This is a genomic window from Curtobacterium sp. MCLR17_036 (assembly GCF_003234445.2).
Taxonomy (GTDB): Bacteria; Actinomycetota; Actinomycetes; order Actinomycetales; family Microbacteriaceae; genus Curtobacterium.
The window spans coordinates 1,066,539-1,088,694 of the sequence record NZ_CP126269.1 but is presented as its reverse complement, the minus strand read 5'-3'; the positions used below and the strand labels follow the sequence as shown (position 1 = coordinate 1,088,694).

General features: G+C 72.9%; 15 protein-coding genes, 1 pseudogene and 1 riboswitch. Of the genes and pseudogenes, 4 read left to right on the top strand and 12 right to left on the bottom strand.

Going from position 1 to position 22,156, the window contains the following annotated elements; genetic code table 11:
- The first annotated feature begins 26 nt into the window (after positions 1-26).
- The gene (locus DEI99_RS05055; protein ID WP_284180960.1) at positions 27-1,433 is read left to right on the top strand and encodes an MFS transporter; all 1,407 of its coding nucleotides are present in this window, start codon (positions 27-29) and stop codon (positions 1,431-1,433) included.
- A 154-nt stretch (positions 1,434-1,587) separates the two neighbouring features.
- Here the strand turns inward: DEI99_RS05055 and DEI99_RS05050 are convergent, their stop codons facing one another.
- The 5 genes and pseudogenes from DEI99_RS05050 to DEI99_RS05030 all read right to left on the bottom strand — a co-directional run bounded on the left by DEI99_RS05050 (position 1,588) and on the right by DEI99_RS05030 (position 6,503).
- The gene (locus tag DEI99_RS05050) at positions 1,588-2,343 is read right to left on the bottom strand and encodes a nucleoside/nucleotide kinase family protein (protein ID WP_284180959.1); all 756 of its coding nucleotides are present in this window, start codon (positions 2,341-2,343) and stop codon (positions 1,588-1,590) included.
- Positions 2,336-4,117 (bottom strand): ATP-binding cassette domain-containing protein, encoded by a 1,782-nt coding sequence (locus tag DEI99_RS05045; protein WP_284180995.1) that lies wholly within the window; start codon positions 4,115-4,117, stop codon positions 2,336-2,338. Before DEI99_RS05045 ends, DEI99_RS05050 begins: the two co-directional genes overlap by 8 nt.
- A gap of 752 nt (positions 4,118-4,869) precedes the next feature.
- Positions 4,870-5,358 (bottom strand): annotated as a pseudogene (locus DEI99_RS17210) (ABC transporter ATP-binding protein); the annotation flags it as partial.
- Complete coding sequence (locus tag DEI99_RS05035) at positions 5,355-5,993, bottom strand: ECF transporter S component (RefSeq protein ID WP_111043110.1); 639 nt, start codon at positions 5,991-5,993, stop codon at positions 5,355-5,357. The pseudogene DEI99_RS17210 and the gene DEI99_RS05035, both read right to left, overlap by 4 nt.
- A riboswitch (TPP riboswitch) is annotated at positions 5,990-6,099 on the bottom strand. It overlaps the preceding gene by 4 nt.
- A gap of 83 nt (positions 6,100-6,182) precedes the next feature.
- The gene (locus DEI99_RS05030) at positions 6,183-6,503 is read right to left on the bottom strand and encodes a hypothetical protein (RefSeq protein ID WP_111043109.1); all 321 of its coding nucleotides are present in this window, start codon (positions 6,501-6,503) and stop codon (positions 6,183-6,185) included.
- A gap of 128 nt (positions 6,504-6,631) precedes the next feature.
- Between DEI99_RS05030 and glgX the strand changes: the two genes are divergently transcribed.
- From glgX to treZ, 3 genes are read left to right on the top strand one after another with little or no spacing between them, the layout of a single operon-like run.
- Positions 6,632-8,863, top strand: coding sequence for a glycogen debranching protein GlgX (glgX, locus tag DEI99_RS05025; protein ID WP_111043108.1), 2,232 nt, complete (start codon positions 6,632-6,634; stop codon positions 8,861-8,863).
- Positions 8,860-11,364: a malto-oligosyltrehalose synthase gene (gene treY, locus DEI99_RS05020; protein WP_111043107.1), complete on the top strand. Its 2,505-nt coding sequence runs from the start codon at positions 8,860-8,862 to the stop codon at positions 11,362-11,364. The genes glgX and treY overlap by 4 nt, the downstream gene beginning before the upstream one ends.
- Positions 11,361-13,115, top strand: coding sequence for a malto-oligosyltrehalose trehalohydrolase (treZ, locus tag DEI99_RS05015; protein WP_111043106.1), 1,755 nt, complete (start codon positions 11,361-11,363; stop codon positions 13,113-13,115). The genes treY and treZ overlap by 4 nt, the downstream gene beginning before the upstream one ends.
- Before the next feature lie 401 nt (positions 13,116-13,516).
- Here the strand turns inward: treZ and DEI99_RS05010 are convergent, their stop codons facing one another.
- The 7 genes from DEI99_RS05010 to DEI99_RS04980 form a co-directional block, all read right to left on the bottom strand.
- Positions 13,517-14,311: a polyprenol monophosphomannose synthase gene (locus DEI99_RS05010; RefSeq protein ID WP_111043105.1), complete on the bottom strand. Its 795-nt coding sequence runs from the start codon at positions 14,309-14,311 to the stop codon at positions 13,517-13,519.
- A gap of 44 nt (positions 14,312-14,355) precedes the next feature.
- On the bottom strand, positions 14,356-14,784 hold the full coding sequence (locus DEI99_RS05005) for a class F sortase (RefSeq protein WP_284180958.1): 429 nt from the start codon (positions 14,782-14,784) through the stop codon (positions 14,356-14,358).
- 437 nt (positions 14,785-15,221) lie between these two features.
- Positions 15,222-16,376, bottom strand: coding sequence for a family 8 glycosyl hydrolase (locus DEI99_RS05000; protein ID WP_284180957.1), 1,155 nt, complete (start codon positions 16,374-16,376; stop codon positions 15,222-15,224).
- 134 nt (positions 16,377-16,510) lie between these two features.
- Positions 16,511-17,386 (bottom strand): DUF4397 domain-containing protein, encoded by an 876-nt coding sequence (locus tag DEI99_RS04995; RefSeq protein ID WP_284180956.1) that lies wholly within the window; start codon positions 17,384-17,386, stop codon positions 16,511-16,513.
- Between the two features lie 599 nt (positions 17,387-17,985).
- A complete protein-coding gene (locus DEI99_RS04990) occupies positions 17,986-19,968 on the bottom strand; it encodes a glycosyltransferase family 39 protein (RefSeq protein WP_111043169.1) in 1,983 nt (660 codons plus the stop codon).
- Positions 19,965-21,482, bottom strand: a complete 1,518-nt coding sequence (locus DEI99_RS04985; RefSeq protein WP_111043170.1) for a glycosyltransferase — start codon at positions 21,480-21,482, stop codon at positions 19,965-19,967. The genes DEI99_RS04990 and DEI99_RS04985 overlap by 4 nt, the downstream gene beginning before the upstream one ends.
- Positions 21,479-22,003 carry a GtrA family protein gene (locus DEI99_RS04980; RefSeq protein ID WP_111043171.1) on the bottom strand — a complete coding sequence of 175 codons (525 nt, stop codon included), beginning with the start codon at positions 22,001-22,003 and terminating at the stop codon, positions 21,479-21,481. Before DEI99_RS04980 ends, DEI99_RS04985 begins: the two co-directional genes overlap by 4 nt.
- Between the last annotated feature and the right edge of the window lie 153 nt (positions 22,004-22,156).

Genomic DNA, 22,156 nt, shown 5'->3' with positions numbered 1-22,156 from the left:
GCCGGACGCGACCATGCTCCTGAGGCATGTCGACCCCGACCACTGCAGCCGCGCCTCCCGTCCGTCGTCCCGACCCGACGACCACCGCGACCCGGCGTCGCGTCGCCCTCGCCTCGTTCGTCGGCACCACCGTCGAGTACTACGACTTCTACCTGTACGCGACGGCCTCGGCGCTGGTGTTCGCGCCGACGTTCTTCCCGTCGGTGACGCCCGCGGTCGGCGTGATCGCGTCCTTCGCGACGTACGGCGTCGGCTTCGTGGCGCGACCCCTGGGCGGGATCGTCGCCGGGCACCTCGGTGACCGCATCGGGCGGAAGAAGCTGCTCGTCGCGTCGCTCGTGCTCATGGGGATCGCCTCGACGCTCATCGGGGCGATCCCGTCAGCGTCGACCATCGGGGTCGGCGCCGTCGTGGCGCTCGTGGTCCTGCGGCTGCTGCAGGGCGTCGCCGCGGGAGCGGAGTGGGGCGGCTCGGCGCTGCTGTCCGTCGAGCACGCTCCCGCGCGGCACCGCGGGCTGTTCGGGGCGTTCACGCAGATGGGGTCGGCCGGTGGGATGCTCCTGGCGACCGGCGTGTTCACGCTCGTGCGCACGCTGCTCGGCAACGAGGCCTTCCTGGCCTGGGGCTGGCGGCTGCCGTTCCTCTTCTCCGCGGTGATCGTGGCGGTGGGGCTCGTCATCCGGCTCGGCGTGCAGGACGCCCCGGTGTTCCAGGAACTCCGCGCCTCGGGTGGGGTCGAACGGTTCCCGGTGTGGCAGGCGATCCGGCAGCACCCGCGCTCGATCCTGGTGACCGCCGGCCTGCGGCTCGTGCAGCCGGCGCTGTACTCGATCCTGACGACGTACTCGCTGACCTACCTCGGGAACGTGCGCGGTCCGGAGGGCGCGGACGCCGGGCTCCGGGCGGTCCTCGTCATCTCGGCGGTGTCGCTCGTGACGACGCCGTTCTGGGGCTGGCTGTCCGACCGGGTCGGCCGGCGGGTGCTCACGATCTGGTCGGCTGTCGGCATCGCCGTCCTGATCTGGCCGTTCTTCGCGTTCCTCGACGCGGGGCCGCTCGTGCTCCTGCCGCTCGTGGCGCTCGTCGGCATGTGCGTGTTCCACGACAGCATCTACGGGCCGCAGGCGGCGTGGTTCGCCGAGCAGTTCCCGACCGGGCGGCGGTACTCGGGGATGTCGCTCGGCTACCAGATCGGGTCGATCTTCTCGGTGGGGCTGACGCCGCTGCTGGCCGCGGTGTTCGTGGAGCTCGGCGGGGGCTCGCCGTGGATCCTGTGCGGGTACCTCGGGGTCTACGCGGTGCTGAGCATCGTGGCGGCGGTGTTCGCGGTGGACCCGCGGGCGGCTGAGCGGCGGGCGGAGCGGGCGGGGCGGACCGAGCGGGCGGGGCACGCTGCGGAGCGGGAGACACCGGAGGTGCGGGTTTCGCGGTGAGCGAGCGTCCCTGCGTCCGCTCGGTCGGACCACCTCGGGCCCGGGCCCATTGCTGGCTCGGGTCGCGCGTGGCCAGGGGTCGTGCCCGGCCCGGGTCGCGCCTGGCCCGGGGCCACTACCTGGCCCGGGTCGCGCTGTCGGGGCTCGGGGGGTCCTACGTCCGCACGACCACGTCCGCCAGTAGGGCCGGCTGCTCGGCGTCGATGAACGCGCTTTCCTGGGCGGCCCAGCGCTCCCACTCGCGGGCGAACACCTCGCCGTCGCGTCCGATCGCCCGCTCCCGGCGCACGGTGTCGTCGGCCTCGAGCCAGACCCGCAGCGAGGCCAGCGGCGCCGACCCCCGCGACAGCGCACCGCACCCCTCGACGACGATCGGCACGCCGGGCTCGATCGAGGTCCAGCCTGCCGGGCCAGACGCTTCCCAGTCCCAGCGCCGGTAGCCGGAGGGTCCGCCGAGCACGTCCCGCACCACCGCGTCCGCCGCTGCCCGGAGCCCGTCCCATCCCGGGTAGACGTCGTCGAGGTGCACGACCTCGGCGCCGAGCCACCCCGCCAGGGCGTTGCCGAGCGTCGTCTTGCCCGTCCCCGACCGCCCGTCGACGAGCACCACGAGCCGCCCGCCCGACGCCGCGGCCACCCCGGCGGCGACGGCCGCGAGGTCCTGCGCCAACCCGTCCGCCACGACGGCGGCGTCCACGGCGTCGGCGGTCGCGGCGTCGGCGGCAGCGGCGTCACTGGCAGCGCCAGCGTCTGCCGCGACGGCACCGGCGTCCGCGGCGGCCGACTCGACCGCCGCTCCGTTGGTTGCCCCGTCGGCTGCCCTGCTGGCTGCCCCGCCGGCGTCCGCGGCGGCCGGCTCGACCGCCGCGCCGTTCGCTGCCCCGTCGGCTGCCCCGCCGCCGTCAGCCACGCCAGGTCCCCGCGACGACCGCGACGGCGATCGACGCCACGCCGATGCCGACGAGCACGCCGACCATCGCCCACTCCGGCCACGAGAACCGCGCCGGCCTGGCCCAGGTCCGCGGCCCGGGAGCACCGAACCCCCGCGACTCCATCGCCACCGCAAGCGTCGTCGCCCGGCGCAGTGCGAGCACGAGCAGCGAGAAGGCCATCGACGCCGCCCGCCGAAGCCGCCCCGAGTCCGCCAGGCCCCGAGCCCGGCGGGCCATGGCGAGCTGCCGCCAGTCGTCGACGAGCAGCGTCGTCATCCGGATCGCCGCGAGCGCCCCGAGCACGAACCGCGCCGGCAGCCGCAGCACCTGGGCGAGCCCGTCCGCCAGGTCGGTGGGGTCCACCCGGACGAAGAGCGCCAGCGCCGGCACCCCCACCGCCAACACGCGGAGCGCTGTGGCGAGCGCGAGCGTCAGCGACCCGTCGGTCACGTGCGCGAAGCCGAGGTCGAACCACTCCCGACCGGAGGGACTGCCGTACAGCGCGATGCTCACCGCGGTCAGCGGCGCGGCGACCAGCACCGGTGACGTCCGCACCAGCAGCGTCCGCACCGGGATCCGCAGGAGCGGCAGCAGCACGACCTCGATCGCCAGGGCGACCGCCGCGGACACGACGTCCAGGCTCAGCACGAGCAACACCCCGAGCGCGAGCACCCCGAGCAACGAGGCGACCGGCTGCACGCCGTCGACCCCCCGGGTCGCGGACCGGCCAGGAGGCGCGGCTCGCCCCGCCGACACCGCCCGCCCCTCGGGGACGGTCGGCGCCTCCTGCTCCGGGTCGCGTCCCAGGGGCAGGATCGCGCCCGCACTCATCACGAGACCGGCCACGTCCGGCCGCCGCACAGGCGCGAGCACGGCCACATCGCCGCCCGCAGACAGCAAGGGCACGATCCCGTCCGGACCGAGCACCACCTCGTCGGCGTCGAGCGCCCGCACCAGGTCACGGTCGTGCGTGACGACGACGACCGCGGTCCCCTCGTCGGCGAGGGCGCCGAGGCGTTGCACGACGGCCTCCCACGTCGCCCGGTCCTGACCGGACGTCGGTTCGTCGAGGACGAGCACCGGCGGGCGCGTCGCGATGGCGGAGGCGATCGCGAGCCGACGTTGCTCGCCGCCGGACAGGGTGAACGGGTCCACGTCGGCCAGGTGGGCCAACCCGAAGGTGGTGAGCAGGGCCTCCAGTCCGTCCGCGGTGTCGGCGGTGTCCTGGTGGCCGAGCGCCCGTGGACCGGCGAGCACCTCGTCGCGTACCGTGCGGGCGACGATCTGGTGTTCGGGGTCCTGGAAGACCGTCCCGATGCGGGCTGCGAGCACACGGCTGGACCAGGCGTGCGGCGCCGGACCCGCACCGCGCGTCAGGGCGTCGGTGGCACGGAGTGTGCCGGCGACCGGGGGCAGGAGCCCTGCGAAGGTGAGGCCGAGCGTCGTCTTCCCCACCCCGTTCGGGCCGGTGATCGCGAGGACCCTGCCAGCCCGGACCCGGAGGTCGATGCCCCGGCCGACCGCCTGGGCAGCGCGGCGCCCGGGGCCCGACGTGCTGGTCGGGTCGGCGGAGCTGGCTGCGCTGGCTGGGCTGGCCACGCTGACCCACGAGGTTCCTCGTCCGGTGCTGAGTCCCACGGCCTCGAGCAGCACGACGTCCCGCTCGGCGCCGGGTTCGGCGGCGGTGTCGAGGGCGCTCGGCCCGCCGAGCGGGCGGAATGCCGCACTCCCCGCACCGGACGACCCGGGCACTTCGCCCGCTCGCGTGGACAGAGCCCACTCACGGTGGTCACCCGTGTCCCGACGCGGTCTCGCTGGGGCTCCGTCGGCCGCGTTCCCGCCGAGCGGGCGGTGTGCCGCAGTACTCTCACCCGACGACCCGGGTCTTTCGCCCGCTCGCGCGGAAGGACCTCGCCCACGACGCGCACCCAAGTCCGAGCCAGCACCCGAACCCGAGTCCGAGCCCGAGGTCTCGCTCGAACTCGCGCTCGCGGCGGCCCCTTCGGCCGCGGGCTCACCGAGCGGGCGGAATGCCGCACTCTCTCCACCGACCGACCCGGGCACTTCGCCCGCTCGCGAAGACCGGCCACCTCCCCCGCTCCCCCCGCGGCCACCCGCGCCCGCACCCGCGCTCGACCCCGCACCGGCACCCGCGCCCGCAGCACCCGCGCCCGCGCCCCCACCCCGGCGCGCCGACCCCCGCGCCGGCTCGACCCCGGGCACCCAGACACCCGCGGCGGTGAGCGCGCGGCCGTGCGCGGCGAGCACCTCGGCCACGGGGCCGTCGGCCACGACGCCGCCGGCGGGCTCGAGGAGCACGAGCCGGTCGACCAGGTCGAGCCAGGTGCCGATGCGGTGCTCCACGACGAGCGCGTCGCCCCGGTCTCGTCGAGCAGGGCCCGGACGGCGTCGTGGACCTGCACGACGCCGTCCGGGTCGAGGTTGGCGCAGGGCTCGTCGAGCACGAGGGCGCCGGGTCGCATCGCGAGCACGCCCGCGAGCGCCAGCCGCTGCCGCTGCCCACCGGACAGCTGCGTGGTCGAGCGGTCGAGCGGCAGGTCGAGGTCGACGACGCCGAGGGCCTCGACGACCCGCGCCCAGGTCTCGTCCCGCGGCACGGCGGTGTTCTCGCAGCCGAACGCGACGTCGTCGCCGACGCGGGACATCACGGTGTGCGCCTCGGGGTCCTGCATGACGAGGCCGACCCGGCCGCGGACGGAGCGGGGGTCGACGCCGTCGACGAGGACCGTTCCCGAGGCCGAGGCAGCGTTGTCGTCGGAGGCGTCCGGCTCGTCGGGCAGCACGGCCGCGACGGCCCGGAGCAGGGTGGACTTGCCGGCGCCGGAGGGCCCGACGACCGCGACCCGCTCGCCCGGCTCGACGGTCAGGTCGACGCCACGGACCGCCCACTCGGCACGGCCCGGGTACCGCCACCCCCACCCTCGGAAGGCGATGCGGGCCGCCCCCGAACCGGCGCGAGGCAGCGGCGTCACACCAGGGCGCGCGGCGAGCGCCGCGTGTGCTCTCGCCCGGCCGCGAAGGACGACAGGACGCCCGTGCGGGCGAGCGCCCGGACGACGACCCACGAGCCGGCGCCGGCGATCACCGCGCCGGAGATGATCGCGCAGACCACGTAGACGAGCTTGAAGGCGACGTCGAGCCCGGGGTACCAGAGCACCGTGTCGTTGACGCCGAGCGCGAGGCCGGCCGCCGCACCGGCGAGCACGACGACGGGCAGGCGGTACACGCGGTACAGGAACAGTGCGAGGACGACCTCGGCGCCGAGGCCCTGCACGAGCCCGGCCTCGAGCGTCAGCCACCCCCACTGGGTACCGAAGAGCGCCTCGACCGAGGCCGCGACCATCTCGCCGTAGAGGGCAGCGCCGGGCTTCCGGACGACGATGGCGACGACGGGTCCGGCGAGCAGCCAGACGCCGCCGAACAGGGCCTTGGTGCCCGGCAGGACCAGGTCCATGACGACGCTGATCGGTTCGTAGCCGAACTCCCAGAGGCGGAAGACGACGCCGAGCGCCACGGCGAGGACGCTCGCGACGACGATGTCGACGACGCGCCACTGCAGCGATCGTCGAGGGCTGGTGGGGACGTTCGTGGACGTGCCAGATGACATGGTGCTGGACTCCTCCCTGCGCCGGCATGATCCGGATCAGGTTCGACGGTCGGAGCGCCGTTCGCTCCCTCTCAGCCCGGTGGTCCCGGACTCCCGTGTGTGTCCTCGCAGTCTAGACGCGGTCGCGACCGCGTGACGGACGGGAGGCCCGTGGCGGATCCGCCACGGGCCTCCCGTTCCGTCATCGGGTCACTTCTTCAGGGCGCGGATCACCTTGCTGAGGGCCTTGCCGGTCACCCAGACCAGCGGGATGCTCACCGCGACGAGGGAGATGAGGTTCGGTTCGAACTCGAGGTCCTGGCCGGGCCGACGGACGTACGCGCCGACGGGCACGGTGGCGCCGCCGCCACCTCCGCCGCCGTTCTCGTCGTCCCCGCCGCCGCCGAAGCCGAACCAGCCGAGGGACACGGGGATGATGGTCTGGTCGCCGACCTCGACGGGATCTCCGTAGTTCGTGGAGACGCCGGTCGGGCGGACCTTGTCTGCGATCTGGGACACGATGTTGGCCATGGGCGTGACGCTACTCGTCCGTCCCTCCACAGGCGGGATCTCGCGTGAGCAGTCCACACCTTCGACTTGTCTGCGGACGCTGACGGCTCCCGCCGATATGTTGGCGAAACCCACACCTGGAGGACCACTTGCACACCTGGCCCGGCAACCCGTACCCGCTCGGTGCGACCTACGACGGAAGCGGCACGAACTTCGCGCTCTTCAGCGAGGTCGCCGAGCGTGTCGAACTCTGTCTCTTCGACTCCGACGGCAACGAAGAGTGCGTCCCCCTCCTCGAGGTCGATGCCTACGTCTGGCACGCCTACCTGCCGAACGTCGGCCCCGGTCAGGAGTACGGCTTCCGCGTCCACGGCGCGTACGACCCCGCCACCGGCGCGCGTTCGAACCCGTCGAAGCTCCTGCTCGACCCCTACGCCAAGGCGACCAGCGGCGAGATCGACTGGGACCAGTCGCTCTTCTCGTACACGTTCGGCGACCCGGACTCCACGAACGACGACGACTCCGCCTCGCACATGATGAAGGGCGTCGTCATCAACCCCTTCTTCGACTGGCAGGGGGACCGTCCGCCGCGCACGCCCTACGGCGAGACCGTCATCTACGAGGCACACGTCAAGGGCCTCACCGAGACCCACCCCGACGTGCCGGAGGAGCAGCGCGGAACCTACGCCGGCGTCTCCCACCCGGCGGTGATCGAGCACCTGCAGCGCCTCGGCATCACGACGCTCGAGCTCATGCCCGTGCACCAGTTCGTGAACGACTCGACCCTGCAGGACAAGGGGCTGTCGAACTACTGGGGCTACAACACCATCGGCTTCTTCGCACCGCACTCCGCGTACTCGTCGTCGGGCGACCAGGGCCAGCAGGTCCAGGAGTTCAAGACGATGGTGCGCGAGCTGCACCGCGCCGGCATCGAGGTCGTCCTCGACGTCGTCTACAACCACACCGCCGAGGGCAACCACCTCGGCCCGACGCTGTCGTTCCGCGGCATCGACAACGCGGCCTACTACCGCCTGGTCGACGACGACAAGAAGTTCTACATGGACTACACGGGCACGGGGAACTCGCTCAACGTCGGGCACCCGCACTCGCTGCAGCTCATCCTCGACTCGCTCCGCTACTGGGTGACCGAGATGCACGTCGACGGGTTCCGCTTCGACCTGGCGTCGGCGCTCGCCCGCGAGTTCTACGAGGTCGACCGCCTGTCGGCGTTCTTCGAGCTGGTGCAGCAGGACCCGATCGTGTCGCAGGTCAAGCTCATCGCCGAGCCGTGGGACGTCGGCCCCGGCGGCTACCAGGTCGGCAACTTCCCGCCCCAGTGGTCCGAGTGGAACGGCAAGTACCGCGACACCGTCCGCGACTTCTGGCGCGGCGAGTCGTCGACGCTCGGTGAGTTCGCCTCCCGGATCTCGGGTTCGGCGGACCTGTACGAGCACGACGGCCGCACGCCCAAGGCGAGCATCAACTTCATCACCGCGCACGACGGCTTCACGCTGTACGACCTCGTGGCCTACAACGAGAAGCACAACGAGGCCAACGGCGAGGACAACAACGACGGCGAGAGCCACAACCGGTCCTGGAACTCCGGCGCCGAGGGCCCGACCGACGACGAGGCGGTCAACGAGCTGCGGCTCCAGCGTCGCCGGAACTTCCTGGCGACCCTGCTCCTGAGCCAGGGCGTGCCGATGCTCGCGCACGGTGACGAGCTCGGCCGGTCGCAGTCCGGCAACAACAACGTCTACGCGCAGGACTCCGAGCTGAGCTGGATCGACTGGGACACCGCGGACGAGGAACTGATCCAGTTCACGGCCGACGTCGTCAAGCTCCGCCACGACCACCCGACCTTCCGCCGCACCCGGTACTTCAACGGTCGTCCGGTCCGCCGCGGCGAGGGCGAGCCCCTGCCCGACGTGGTGTGGCTCACCCCCTCCGGCGACGCCATGGACCCCGAGGACTGGGACTCCGGCTTCGGCAAGAGCGTCGGCATGTACCTGAACGGCGAGGGGATCCGCGGGCGCGACGCCCGCGGTGAGCGGGTCACGGACGTCGCGTTCATCACGTACTTCAACGCGCACGACGACGTGGTGACCTTCACCCTGCCGCCCGAGGAGTACGCGCCGGGGTGGACCGTCCGCATCGACACCGCCGAACCCGGTGCCCGCGACGAGATCGTCGAGGCGGGGACCCCGCTCGACGTGCCGGCGCGGTCGATGATCGTGCTCCGTGCCGAGCCCGACCACGAGGTCACCGCCACCCCCGTCGACGTCCAGCAGGAGGGCGCTCCGGCGCCCGTCGCCCCGCAGGACGCCGTCACCCCGTCGAACCCGGCCGGGTCGACCGCACCGAGCGGGACCACCCGATGACCGCCGACGCGACGGGCGCCGCACGACGCGAGCCGGTGTCCACGTACCGCCTGCAGGTCTCGGCGGACTTCGACCTCACGGCGGCGCGCGACGTCGTCGACTACGTGCGCGACCTCGGGGCGGACTGGCTCTACCTGTCCCCCGTCCTGCAGGCCGAGGCGGGGTCGAACCACGGCTACGACGTCGTCGACCACACGCGGGTCGACGACGAGCGCGGCGGCGACGACGCGCTCCGAGCGGTCGCCGAGGCCGCGCACGCCGCAGGACTCGGCGTCCTGGTCGACGTGGTCCCGAACCACGTCGGTGTCGCGACGCCCGAGTCGAACCCCTGGTGGTGGTCCCTGCTCGAACTCGGTCAGGGCTCGCCGGTCGCCTGGGCGTTCGACGTGGACTGGGACGCCGGCGACGGCAAGGTCCGCGTCCCGGTGCTCGACGACCGTCTGCTCGAAGCAGTCACGCTCGACACCACGGACCCGGCACGGCCGGTGCTCCGGGTCGGCGAGACCGCGTACCCGACGGCTCCCGGCACCGTGCACGACGGCGACACCGTCGACGCGGTGCACGAGCGGCAGCACTACGCCTTCGTGCACTGGAAGCGCGCCGACCACGACCTGAACTACCGCCGGTTCTTCGCGGTGAACACGCTCGCGGCGATCCGCGTCGAGGGACCCGAGGTCTTCGCGGCCTCGCACGGCGTCATCGGCGGCTGGTTCCGCGACGGTCTCGTCGACGGCCTGCGCATCGACCACCCGGACGGCCTGTTCGACCCGGCCGGGTACCTGCAGGACCTGGCCGAGCTGACCGGTGGGGCGTACACCCTGGTCGAGAAGATCCTCGAGCCGGGCGAGCAGCTGCCGTCCTCGTGGCCGGTCGACGGCACGACGGGCTACGACGCCCTCGGGGTCTTCGACCGCGTGTTCGTCGACCCCGCCGGCGAGGACGACCTGACGGCCGCGTCGGGCGCCGAGCCGGCCGACTGGCAGCAGCTCACGCACGACACCCGTCGTGGCATCGCGGACGGCATCCTCGGCAGCGAGGTCGAGCGGCTCGCGCGGCTGCTCGCACCGACCGTCGCCGGGGTGGACGCCATCACGCACGAACGCGTCGTCGACGCGGTCGCCGAGCTCGTGGCGTCCTTCGACGTGTACCGCACGTACCTGCCCGAGGGTGCCCACCACCTCATCACCGCGCTCGAGCGCGCCGCCGAGGCCCGACCCGACCTCGGCGACGTCATCGACCGGATCGCTCCCGCGCTCGTCGACCCGATGAACGCGGCGGCGCTCCGGCTGCAGCAGACCAGCGGCATGGTGATGGCGAAGGGCGTCGAGGACACCGCGTTCTACCGCACCTCGCGCCTGTCGTCGCTCAGCGAGGTCGGCAGCGACCCGAGCGTCTTCGCGGTCCCGGTGGACGCCTTCCACCAGGCGCAGCGCGAGCGGCTCGGCAGCTGGCCGAACACGATGACGACCCTCACCACGCACGACACCAAGCGCAGCGAGGACACCCGCGCACGCATCGCCGTGCTCGCCGAGCTGGGTGCCGAGTGGAGTGCGACGCTCGAGCGGCTCCAGTCGCTCGTGCCGCTCGAGGACCGCGTCTTCGCCGACCTGCTGTGGCAGGCGATCATCGGCGCTCGGCCCGCGAGCCGGGAGCGCCTGCACGCGTACGCCGAGAAGGCCTCGCGCGAAGCCGGTGACAGCACCACGTGGACCGAGCCGGACGAGGCGTTCGAGTCGCAGATGCACGCGATCGTCGACGCCGCGTTCGACGACCCCGCCGTGGTCGCCGTGCTCGACGCCCTCGACGAGCGCATCGACCAGGCCGGTTGGTCGAACGGCCTCGGCCAGAAGCTCGTGCAGCTCACCGCCCCCGGCGTCCCCGACGTCTACCAGGGCACCGAGTTCTGGGACCGCTCCCTCGTCGACCCCGACAACCGTCGGCCGGTCGACTACACCGAACGCCGGCACACGCTCGCCGCCGTCGACGGTCCGGACGACGACGGGCCGCAGCGCCTGCCGGAGGTCGGTCTCGACGGTGCGGCGAAGCTCCTCGTGACGACGCGTGCCCTGCGGCTCCGTCGCGACCACCGGGAGCTCTTCACCCGGTACCTGGCGCTCGAGGCGTCGGGCAGCGCGGCGGACCACGTGCTCGCCTTCGACCGCGGCGGCGCCGTGACGGTCGCGACACGGTTGCCGATCGGCCTCGAGCGGGTCGGCGGGTGGGGCGACACGCTCGTGCACCCGGTCCCCCTCGAGCGGGTCGACGTGCTCACCGGCCGACGGTTCCCGGCGTCGCGGGGCATCGCACTGTCCGAACTGCTCGCCACCTACCCGGTCGCGCTGCTCGTCCCCGCCGACACGGTGGTCGATCCCGACCACGTCGACGCGGCGACCGCTGCGCCGGAGACGACCCGGGCCTCCCGTCCGGAGACCGCTGCCGCGTCGGACGCACCCGAGACCGACGCGCAGGCCGAGATCGACATCCTGGAGGGTCACGCATGACCGCACCCGACCGCTACGCCGTCTGGGCGCCCGAGCCGGACCGCGTCCGGCTGGTCGTCGACGACGTCGAGTACCCGCTGACCCGCGGCGACGACGACTGGTGGACGACCGACGCGATCGCGCCGGTCGTCGGCGCCCGCTACGGGTTCCGCATCGGTGACGACGACGCCGTCCGGCCGGACCCGCGCAGCCGGTACCAGCCCGACGGCGTGCACGGCACGTCCGAGGTCGTCGACCCCGCGCGCTTCGCGTGGACCGACGAGGCCTGGACCGGGCGGCCGGCACGCGGCGGTGTCGTCTACGAGATGCACATCGGCACCTTCACGCCAGAGGGCACCCTCGACGCGGCGGCGCAGAAGCTCGACCACCTGGTCGAGCTCGGCGTCGGGTTCGTCGAGCTGCTGCCGGTCAACGCCGTCAACGGCGAGTGGAACTGGGGCTACGACGGCGTCGGCTGGTTCGCGGTCCACGCCCCGTACGGCGGGCCCGACGCGTACGACCGCTTCGTGGACACGGCGCACTCGCTCGGTCTCGGCGTCATCCAGGACGTCGTCTACAACCACCTCGGACCGAGCGGGAACTACCTGCCGCTGTACGGGCCGTACCTGGTGCAGGGCCTCGCGAACACGTGGGGCGACTCCGTGAACGTCGAGCACCCCGAGGTCCGTCGGTACGTCCTGGACAACGTCCGCATGTGGTTCCGCGACCACCACGTCGACGGGCTGCGGCTCGACGCCGTGCACGCGATCCGCGACACCTCACGCCCGCACGTGCTCGCCGAGATGGCGGACGAGACCGACGCCTACTCGGCGTCGGTCGGACGGCCGCTGTCGCTCATCGCCGAGTCCGACCTGAACGACCCGGTGATGTTCCGTCCGCGCGAGGCCGCGGGCTACGGACTCACCGGACAGTGGTCCGACGACTTCCACCACGCGGTGCACGTGGCACTGACCGGTGAGACGAACGGCTACTACGCCGACTTCGCTCCCCTGTCGGCGCTCGCGAAGGTGCTCGAGCACGGGTTCTTCCACGACGGCACCTGGTCGTCGTTCCGTGGGAAGCGGCACGGGCGACCGATCGACCGGGCGACCTCGCCCGCGACGGCCCTGGTCGTGACGAACCAGAACCACGACCAGATCGGCAACCGCGCCGCCGGCGACCGCCTCGCGGCGACGCTGGACGACGAGGGCCTGGTGATCGCCGCCGCGCTCACGCTGCTCGGCCCGTTCACGCCGATGCTGTTCATGGGCGAGGAGTTCGCCGCGACGACGCCGTGGCAGTTCTTCACCTCGCACCCCGAGCCCGACCTCGGCAAGGTCACGGCAGAGGGGCGCATCGCCGAGTTCGCCGAGCACGGCTGGGACGAGTCGATCGTCCCCGACCCGCAGGACCCGACGACGTTCACGAACTCGAAGCTCGACTGGGCCGACGTCAGTTCGGAGCGGGGCGCGGCGATCCTGCGGGCCTACCGGGTCCTCGTGGCGCTGCGCCGGACGGACCAGGCGTTCGTCGACCACCGGTACGAGGCGAACGCCGTGCGGTTCGACGAGGACCGACGCTGGCTGGTGCTGACCCGGGGGCTGCTCGGGCCGGACGTCGCCCCGGTGCACGTCGTGGTGAACTTCGCCGACGACTCCGCCGAGGTCCCCGTGCCCGACGCCACCGGTGAGGAGCTCTACCGCTTCGGCGCGGCCGACGTCGAAGCCGGCAGCGTGCGGTTCCGTGGACGCGGCGTGGTGGTGCTGCGCTAGCGGCCCTCCCCTGCGTCAGACGACGACAGCCTCCTGCGCGAGCGGGAGGCTGTCGTCGTTGCGGGCGCCATCGTCGACGCGGGGATCGTCGTCGACGCGGGCTGTCGTCGTCGCGGGGCCGTCGTCGTCGCGGGGCCGTCGTCGTCGCGGGGCCGTCGTCGTCGCGGGGCCGTCGTCGTCGCGGGGCCGTCGTCGTCGCGGGGCCGTCGTCGTCGCGGGGCCGTCGTCGTGGGGACTCTCGGTCCGGGAACGGACTGTCCGGCGAAGGCCGGCGGGTGCCCCGCGAAGGCGTCATACTGCTGCCGAACACCCGCGGCACGGTGTCGCTCCGGCGGGGTGCTCGGCCGCAGCTCGACACCGACACCGACACCGACACCGACCCCGGGCGAGGCTCGGGACGGTCAGGCGGTGTGGTCCGCCACGGCGTGCGCGTTCGCCCGCACCGACGGCAGCTTCCGGTGGTCCTTGACCAGGGAGCGGGCCTCGCGGAGACGGCGGTCGATGCCCCACTTCGTCACGAGGGCCAGGCTCTCGCGCACGATGTTGCCGCTCATCTTCGAGACGCCGAACTCCCGCTCGGTGAAGGTGATCGGGGTCTCGACGACCCGCAGCCCGGCCTCGAGGGCGCGCCAGCAGAGGTCGACCTGGAAGCAGTAGCCCTTCGAGGCGACGCCCGCCAGGTCGATGCGCTCGAACGCCCGCGAGGTGAAGACGCGGAACCCGCCGGTCGCGTCCCGCACGGCGATGCCGAGGGCCAGGCGGGTGTACAGGTTGCCGCCGCGTGAGAGCAGCTCGCGGTACCAGGGCCAGTTCTCGACCTCGCCGCCCTTGATCCAGCGGGACCCGAGCACGAGGTCGTTCGTGTCGGCGAGCTCGAGCATCCACGGCAGGTACTCGGGGTGGTGGGAGCCGTCGGCGTCCATCTCGACGAGCTTGGCGTAGCCGTGCTCGAGGCCCCAGGCGAAGCCGGACAGGTACGCGCCGCCGAGGCCGTCCTTGACGGTGCGGTGCATGACGTGGACCCGGTCGGTCTCGCGGGCGATGGCGTCGGCGATCGCTCCGGTGCCGTCGGGCGAGTTGTCGTCGACGACGAGCACGTGCACGCTGTCGTCGGTCGCGGCGAGCGTGCGCTCGACGATGGGACGGACGTTCTCTGCCTCGTCGTAGGTCGGGATGATGACCAGGGTCTCGCTCATGGTGCTCCTCGTGCTCCACATCGAATGTATCGGTTGCTCGTTGGTCAGTCCGACGAGAGGTCTGCGAACACGATCAGATTGTCCGTGTAGTGCCCCGTGGCGGTGTCGAACGTGCCGTCGCAGGTGATCAGCCGGAGTTGCGGTGTCGGGGTGGTGCCGTAGACGTCGCTCGTCGGGAACGCCGCCTTCGCGGCGCGCTCCGACCGGTCGACGGTGAAGGTGCGGGTGCTGCCGTCCGACATGCGGACGTGGACCTCGTCGCCGGCGACCAGCTCGTCGAGCCGGAAGAAGACGGCGGCGCTGGTGGGGCTGTCGACGTGGCCGGCGATCACCGACGGGCCGACCGCACCGGGGACGATGCCGTCGCTGAACCACCCGGCGCTGTCCCAGTCGACGGGCGGTTCGAGTTCGCCGCCGGCGCCGCGGTGCAGGTCCTCGAGCGAGGACTCGACGCCGATGGCCGGGATCGACACGCGCACCGGGGTGGCGGTCGAACGCGCCCGCGGGGCGGCCGGGTCCTGGAACCCGTCCGCACGGGAGGCATCGGACGACGACGACGACCGGGGCGAGGACGAGGACGAGGGAGGAGTCGACGAGCCGGCGGCCGGACCCCCCTCGGTCCCGCCCGCCCCTCCGGCGACCGCCACACCCGTGACGCCGCCGGCGACCAGGACCGCGGCCACGACCCCACCGACGACGAGCCCCCGGCGCCGCCCGGTCGTCGACCGGCCCGACGAGCGCCGGCCCCGACGCCCACCGTCCCCGGCGACGGCCCCAGCACCGGCACCGGCACCAGCACCAGCACCACCGGCCGAACCAGCACCAGCACCGGCACTGGCACCGGCACCGGCACCGCCGACACCCCCGGCACCGTCGCCGGCGCTGCTGTCCGGGCGCAGGTCCTCGCCGCTCACGAGGCGCACCCCCCGAGCACCGTCGAGGTGAGCATCGTCGCGCCGAGCGCCGCCCACGCGTCACCGAAGTAGGTCGGCGTGGTCGCCGCCGTCCGGTCCGCGCGGCCGAGGTCGGCACGCGCCGCCTCGTCCGACCCGGCGGCCTGCTCGGCGGCGGCCCGCGCGACGAAGGCCAGCGCGTTGGTGTCCCCGGTCACCGCGGTGCCGCCCAGGTCGAGCTGCGACGCGAGCTGCGTCGACCGCCCGAGGGTCGGGGCGAGTGCCCCGGCGAGCGCCCGGTCCTCGGCCGTGCAGGACTCCGCGTACCGCAGCGGCATCCGCATGGCGTCGTACCCGTACACGACCTGGCCGTCCCCGCCCGTGGCGGGCATCGGGTCGACCTTCCCGTCGCGGTGCACCTGCGACCAGTCGCTCGGCAGCCGTGCGCCGTCGAGCACGGCCGTCGTGACCGCCCGGGAACCCCGGTCGAGCGCGTTCCACCGGTCGTCGCCGGTCGCGTCCGCCAGCACGGTGAACGCGGCGGGCGACGCGTACGACGCGTTGTACCGGTAGGGTCCGGCGCCGGCCGCCGACCCGGTGTCCGCCCACGGCCCGGGCAGCAGGATCGTGCCGAGCTCGGTCTCCGCGGTCTCGTGCTCGAGGATCGCGGCCGCGATGCGCTTGCCGGCGGCGGTGTACCGATCCTCGCCCCAGGCGGAGCCGGCGAGCACGAGGGCCCGGGCCGCGTCGAGGTCGGCGTCGCTCGCGGACTGGCCGTCGGCGATGCCCTCGTCGGGCGTCCAGCGCCAGGCGAGCAGGTCGTCGTCGGTGACCAGGTGCGTCGCCGTCCAGTCCCAGATCGCGTCGAACCGCTCGCGGTCGTCGTTCGCGAAGGCGATGAGCAGCCCGTAGGCCTGCCCCTCGCTGACGGTGTCGCCGCCCTGGTCGGTGCGGACGACGCGACCGTCCTGCACGTAGCGGTCGAGGAACTCGGAGCGCAACGCCCCGGGCGTCCGCGCGGTGTCGGGCGCGCTGGTGGAGGTCGGTGTGGCGGCGGGGCCACCCTCCGCGGTCGTCCCCGTGCCCCAGGGTCGGACCGCCACCAGGGCGATCCCGACGGCGACGACGATCGCCGCGGCGGCGGTGAGGGGTACCCAGGTCCTGCGGGTCATGCGGGCCTGCCTTTCCGTGGATGGTTGCGTCGTGCGCTGCAGCGGCCGTGTCGGCCGCGCCGGCGGTGCCGGACGGGAGGCCCGGGGTGCGTCAGGCGATCTGCCCGCGCACCACGGGCCTCCCGTCCGCGCGCTCAGCGGAACAGCGAACGGAGCGTCGCGATGGCGGTGTGGACCGCCTCGGTGACCGGACGGTCGGCGGCTGCGCCGCCACCGCCGGTCTGCACGCCGCCGGCGGGGGTCGCGGCGGTCGCCGCGGCGTCCGTCACCGGGACCACCGTGAGGTCGCCCTTGCTGTCGTCGAGGACGAACAGGGTCGAGACGGTGTTGCCCGCGAGGTCGACCTTCGCAGTACCACGCTGCCCGCTGCCCGAGACGTCGAGCGTCCACTTGCCCGCGTCGACCGTGGCGTACTTCGTGGCGCTGCCGAACGCGGCGTCCTCGGCGATGGCGGTGCCCTCGGAGGTGCTGACGTCGACCTCCTTCGCGGTGGTGGCGGCCTGGACGAGCCGGAGCTTCGCCTTGCCGTCGCCGGGCTGCTGCAGGTCGTCGGTGAAGGCCGTCGTCTTGAGGTCGTCGTTCGTGCCGTACGCGACGACGGTGCTCGCGTCGCCCTGCTGGACCGAGACGTCGGTGGAGATCACCGGCGTGGAGTCGGGGGCGTCCGCGGCGCGCATCGAGAGCACGTAGGTGCCGACCGGCAGCTTCTCGTAGCCGCTGACCTGGCCGTACGTGACGTCGTCGAGCTCGAAGACGGTCTTGCCGCCGGACAGGCTCGAGAGCTCGACGTCGACCCCCTTCGTGTCGGGCGAGAGGTGCCCGACGCGGAGCCACCCCTGCTCGGCGGTGGCGGCGGATGCGGTCTGCGGCGCGGCGAGGCCGACGGTCGCGGCCACGAGGGTGGCGGCGAGGCCGCCGACGACGAGGGTGCGACGTCGACGGGTGCGACGTCCGTGGGCGGAGGCGGATGACGTGGACGCCGTGGATGACGTGGCGGCGGATGCGTGCATGGTCGTGCTCCTTCGGGTCGGGGTGCTGCTCGGGGTCGGGGTGCTGCTCGGGTGCAGGGTGCTGGTCGGGGTCGGGCTCGGGGTGCTGGTCCTGCTCGGGGTGCTGGCCGGGGTCGGGGTCGGGGTGCTGGTCCTGCTCGGGGTGCTGGCCGGGGTCGGGGTGCTCCTGCTCGGGCCGGCGGCCGTCCGGGTTCGGCGAGCGGGCGGAAGACCACGGTCGTTCCCGACGGGACCCGGGTATTCCGCCCGCTCGCCGACGACGGACTCGGCCGCACCCACCCCTGCCGCCGGTTCACCTCGGCGAGCGGGCGGAAGACCACGGTCGTCCTGGACGGGACCCGGGCATTTCGCCCGCTCGCCGACGACGGACTCGGCCGCACCCACCCCTGCCGCCGGTCCCCCTCGGCGAGCGGGCGGAAGACCACGGTCGTCCTGGACCGGACCCGGGCATTTCGCCCGCTCGTCGGTGAGGGCGGCGGCGGCAACGACGACGACGGAGGCCGGACCGACCGGACCGCCGCCGAGGGCCGCGAGCTCCCCGGCGGGCACGGACGCCGCGGCCACCTCGCGCGCCTGGCGTATCCCGTCCGTCGCCCGGGTCACGAGGCGCTCGTGGGCGTCGTGGTCGGGTCGGACGGGGCGTACGTCACGGTGACGCGCTCCCCGTCCCGCTCGACCGAGCTCGGCCGGAACGAGGACGACAGCGCCTGGAAGGTCGCCGCCACCCGCTCGGCACCCGCGGCGTCGCTCGTGTGCAGCACGACGGTGCGGAAGGGCTGGCCGTCCTCGCCGGTGCGCGGCGTGAAGCGGCTGACCCGCACGTCCTGGTCGGCGAGCACCTGGCCGAGGGCGATCATGGCGCGGGAGTCGACCTGGCCGGCGCGGAACTGCGACTTCGTGCCGTCGTCCGCACGCAGCGCCGGGTTGGACGCCAGCTCCGTGCCCATCGTCTTGCGCACGTCGGTCGCGCGGGTGATGGCGGTCTCGGCGGCGGTCAGGCCCTCGGAGTGGATGCGGCGGACCTCGACCTGCTGGTCGCCGGTGCCGAAGGACGCGACGGCGGTGGAGTTGCGGATCGCCTGGCTGACGTCGGCGGACGAGTTGCCGCCGGTCCGCATGGAGTCCGTCGTGATGACGTAGTCCGAGTCCTTCCACCCGTTCGGCGACTGGCGCTCCACGGCTCCGTCGGTGTCGAGCTTGTAGTACCAGACGACGTTGTTCCGGGCGAAGCCGTCGTCGACCAGGTCGACCCACATCGCGTCGTCGACGAGCAGCCGCGAGGACTTCGAGACGTTGTCGCCGACCCACTGCTCGGCCTGCTGCATCGGCAGGTCGAGGTTCCCGAACAGGAAGCCGCGCAGCTGCGTCCCCCAGAGCGGGACGGCGACGACGAGCGCAGCCGCAGAGACCACGGCCCAGGTGACGCCGAGGCCCCGTCGGGCGGCGCCGCTCAGACGCGTGCGGGTGCGGACGCGTCCGGTGACCGACAGCAGGGCCCGCTCGGCCGTGTACGCCACGAGGAGTGCGGCGAAGGGGATGAGCATGATCACGTACGGCACCGGCAGGTAGCCGTTCGGGCGGAACATGAACGCGAGCAGGAACACGAGCATCGCGGCGATCGGGCGCACGCGGCGCAGGAACAGTCCGACGACGGCTGCGGTGGACCCGAGCACGATGAACACCGGGTCGAGCGCCCACCACTGCGCCGCGGCGTCGTTCGCCAGGCTGCCCCCGTCGAAGACCGAACCGGACGCTGCACGGGACCCGAGCTGGTAGGTGACGCCCTCCCACAGGCTGACCCGCCCGCTGCCCGGCAGCAGCTCGCCCTTCACCGCGGCGAGCAGCAGGTACCCGCCGCCGATGACGACGAGCACCGCGCCGGCGACGCTCAGGGTGTAGCGGCGCGTGCTCTTGTCCGCTCGGCGGACCGCGAGCCAGATGAGGAACGGCAGCGCGAGCAGGTACGTCTCCTTGGAGAGCACCGCCACGCCGAGGCAGGCGGCAGCCGCGGCGAACCCGGCGAGCTGCTGACGGCGGCTGAGCACGAGCACGAACGCGGCGAGCAGCCACGGCGTCGCCACGTTGTCGATGTAGACCGTGCGGTGGTACTGCAGGGCGAGCGGCGACACGGCGAACACGAGGCTCGCGGCGGCGGCGGTGATCCGCCCGGCACCGAGGCGGCGGGCCAGGACGAACAACAGGATGCTCGAGACGGCGGAGAAGAAGACCATCGCCTCACGAGCGGCCTCGACGGCGAACTCGTAGCGTCCGAACGCCCCGGTCAGTCCGGTGTAACCGGCGATCTGCACCCAGCCGAGCGGCGGGTGGTCGTACCAGTACGTGTAGTGCGTGATCTCGCCGAGGTGCAGGATCGACCAGGCCTGGGCGGTGTACGTGCCCTCGTCGTCGATCCGCTGCGGGGTGCCGGACATGTTCCAGAGCTGCACCATGACGGTGACGGCGACGACGGGCAGCAGCCAGGCCAGGCTGGCGGCGTGCCGGCGGAACCAGGCACCAGCGCCCGAGGACGCCGCGGCGCCCCGGATCGGGATGCCCGTGGTGTTGGTGATGCTGGCGGTCATCGGGCGCCTCCGGTGGTCGAGCCGGCTCCGGCGGTCGTGCCGGCGAGTTCACGGTCCGGGACCGCAGCGGCGGCACCGGTGAGCGACGAGGCGAACCCGACGACCTCGTCCGTCTGTGCGGCGGTCCGGTGCTGACCGGTGTGCTCGGTCTTCTCCCAGCCGTTCTGGCCCTTCACGTGGCGGACGACGGCCCGGACGGCCGCTGCGGCGAGGAAGACCTGGTACGGCACGAGGCCGAGCACGAGCTTCACGTAGTCGCGGATGCGCACCTTCTCCTTGTAGAGGCGGCCGAACTCGTTGAGTCCGACGACCTCGACCGCGAGCAGCATGAGCGTCGGCGCGACCGGGATGAAGGACACGAGGGCGATCGCCGTCGGCACCTTCACGAACAGGATCATGAGGACGCTCAGCGGGATGAGCAGCCCGGTGGCCGCCTGGATGAACGGCATCGTGAGCATGTAACGGGCGAAGAAGCGCTGGCGGAACGACGGCAGCTTCTTCCACTCCCCCTTGCCGAGGACCTGCAGGAAGCCCTGGTTCCACCGCGTCCGCTGCTTCAGCAGCGAGGCGAAGGTCGGCGGGGTCTCCTCGCGGGTGACGGCCTCGGGGCTGTAGGCGACGACGACCTTCGCGCCGTCGGCCGAGAGCCGGACGCCGAGCTCGCAGTCCTCGGCGAGGCAGTGTGCGTCCCAGCCGTTCGACCACTCCAGCCGCTCACGGGTCACGAAGACCGTGTTGCCGCCGAGCGGGATGAACTTCGAACCGGCGTGGAAGTGCAGGCGCGAACGGAACCAGAAGTAGTACTCGAGCACGTTCCGGAGCGACCACCAGCTCGACCGGAAGTTCATGAGCTGCACGCCGCCCTGCACCACGTCGGCGTCGGTCTCCTGGAACCGCGAGTCGACGAGGGTCAGCAGGTGCGGGTACACCTCGTCCTCGGCGTCGAACACGCCGACGATGTCGCCCGTCGCGTGCTCGAGCGCGAGGTTCATCGCCTTGGGCTTGTTCTTCGGCGCGGTGTCGTCGACGACGACCTTGATCAGCGAGGGGTGCCGGGCCGCGGCCGCACGCACGACCGCGTCCGTCTCGGGGTCGTCCTCGCCGACGATCGCGATGATCTCGAAGTCGGGGTGGTCCTGCGTCGCGAGCATGTCGAGGGTCTGGCCCATGACGTCCTGCTCGTGGCGGCCCGGCACCAGCAGGGTGAACCGGTGCGCAGCCGGACGCGGCGTCTGGCTGAAGCTCGTCGACTTGAGCGCGTCGCGCGAGCGCCAGGCGTGGAGCATCCACCAGAGCGTCGTCAACGCGATGATCGTGAGCAGCACGGACACGGCGACCAGGGTGGAGTAGCCGACCCACTCGCCGACCGACCAGGCGGTCTGCGAGACCTGACCCGAGCCTCCCGTCGGCACGTCGGTGGTCCCACGGTTCGGGACGTTCCCCGTCGTCCCGGACCCGTCGTCGGGCTGGAGCAGCGGCCCTGCGGCCGTCAGCAGCGTGGCGGAGATGGTCATTCGGCGAGCTCCTTCGCGTGAGCGTCGGTGGAACGGAAGACGAGGGCCTTGTACGCGGCGAACCGGAACACGGTGCCGAGCACGAGCCCCACGCCGTTGCCGGCGACGTTGTCGGCGAGGGTGGAGGTGAACCCGAGGACGTAGTGCGAGACGAAGAGGCACGCCGCAGCGATGCCGAGGCCGACGAGGTTCGTCGCAGCGAAGAGCAGACCCTCGCGCACGGTCTCGCGTCGGCCGGTCTGGCGCTCGGCGCGGAACGTGATGAACCGGTTGCCGAGCCAGGCCACGGCGGTCGACACGACGGCGGACACGATCTTCGCGGCGATGGGGCCGTCAGGCATGACCGTGGCGCGCAGCAGGTTGTAGACGCCGAGGTCGATCACGAAGCAGACGGCACCGATGGTGCCGAAGGACGCGAGTTGCCTCGCGGTGGCGAGCAGGCGCGCGACCGTGCCGGGTCGCACGGCCGTCACCGACCCGGTGTCGGGCGACACCAGAACGGGGGTATCCAATCGGGTCATGCCCCCGATTCGGGGGACTCCTCGATGGGGTTTGGGTGGGGTACACGCTTACGGAGGCGTCTGCCAGATTGGCGACACATGCCGTTCACCCGCCGGAAACGTCGAGTCGGCCCCCGATCGGACGATCGGGCCCAGTTCCGGCGGTATCGGGTC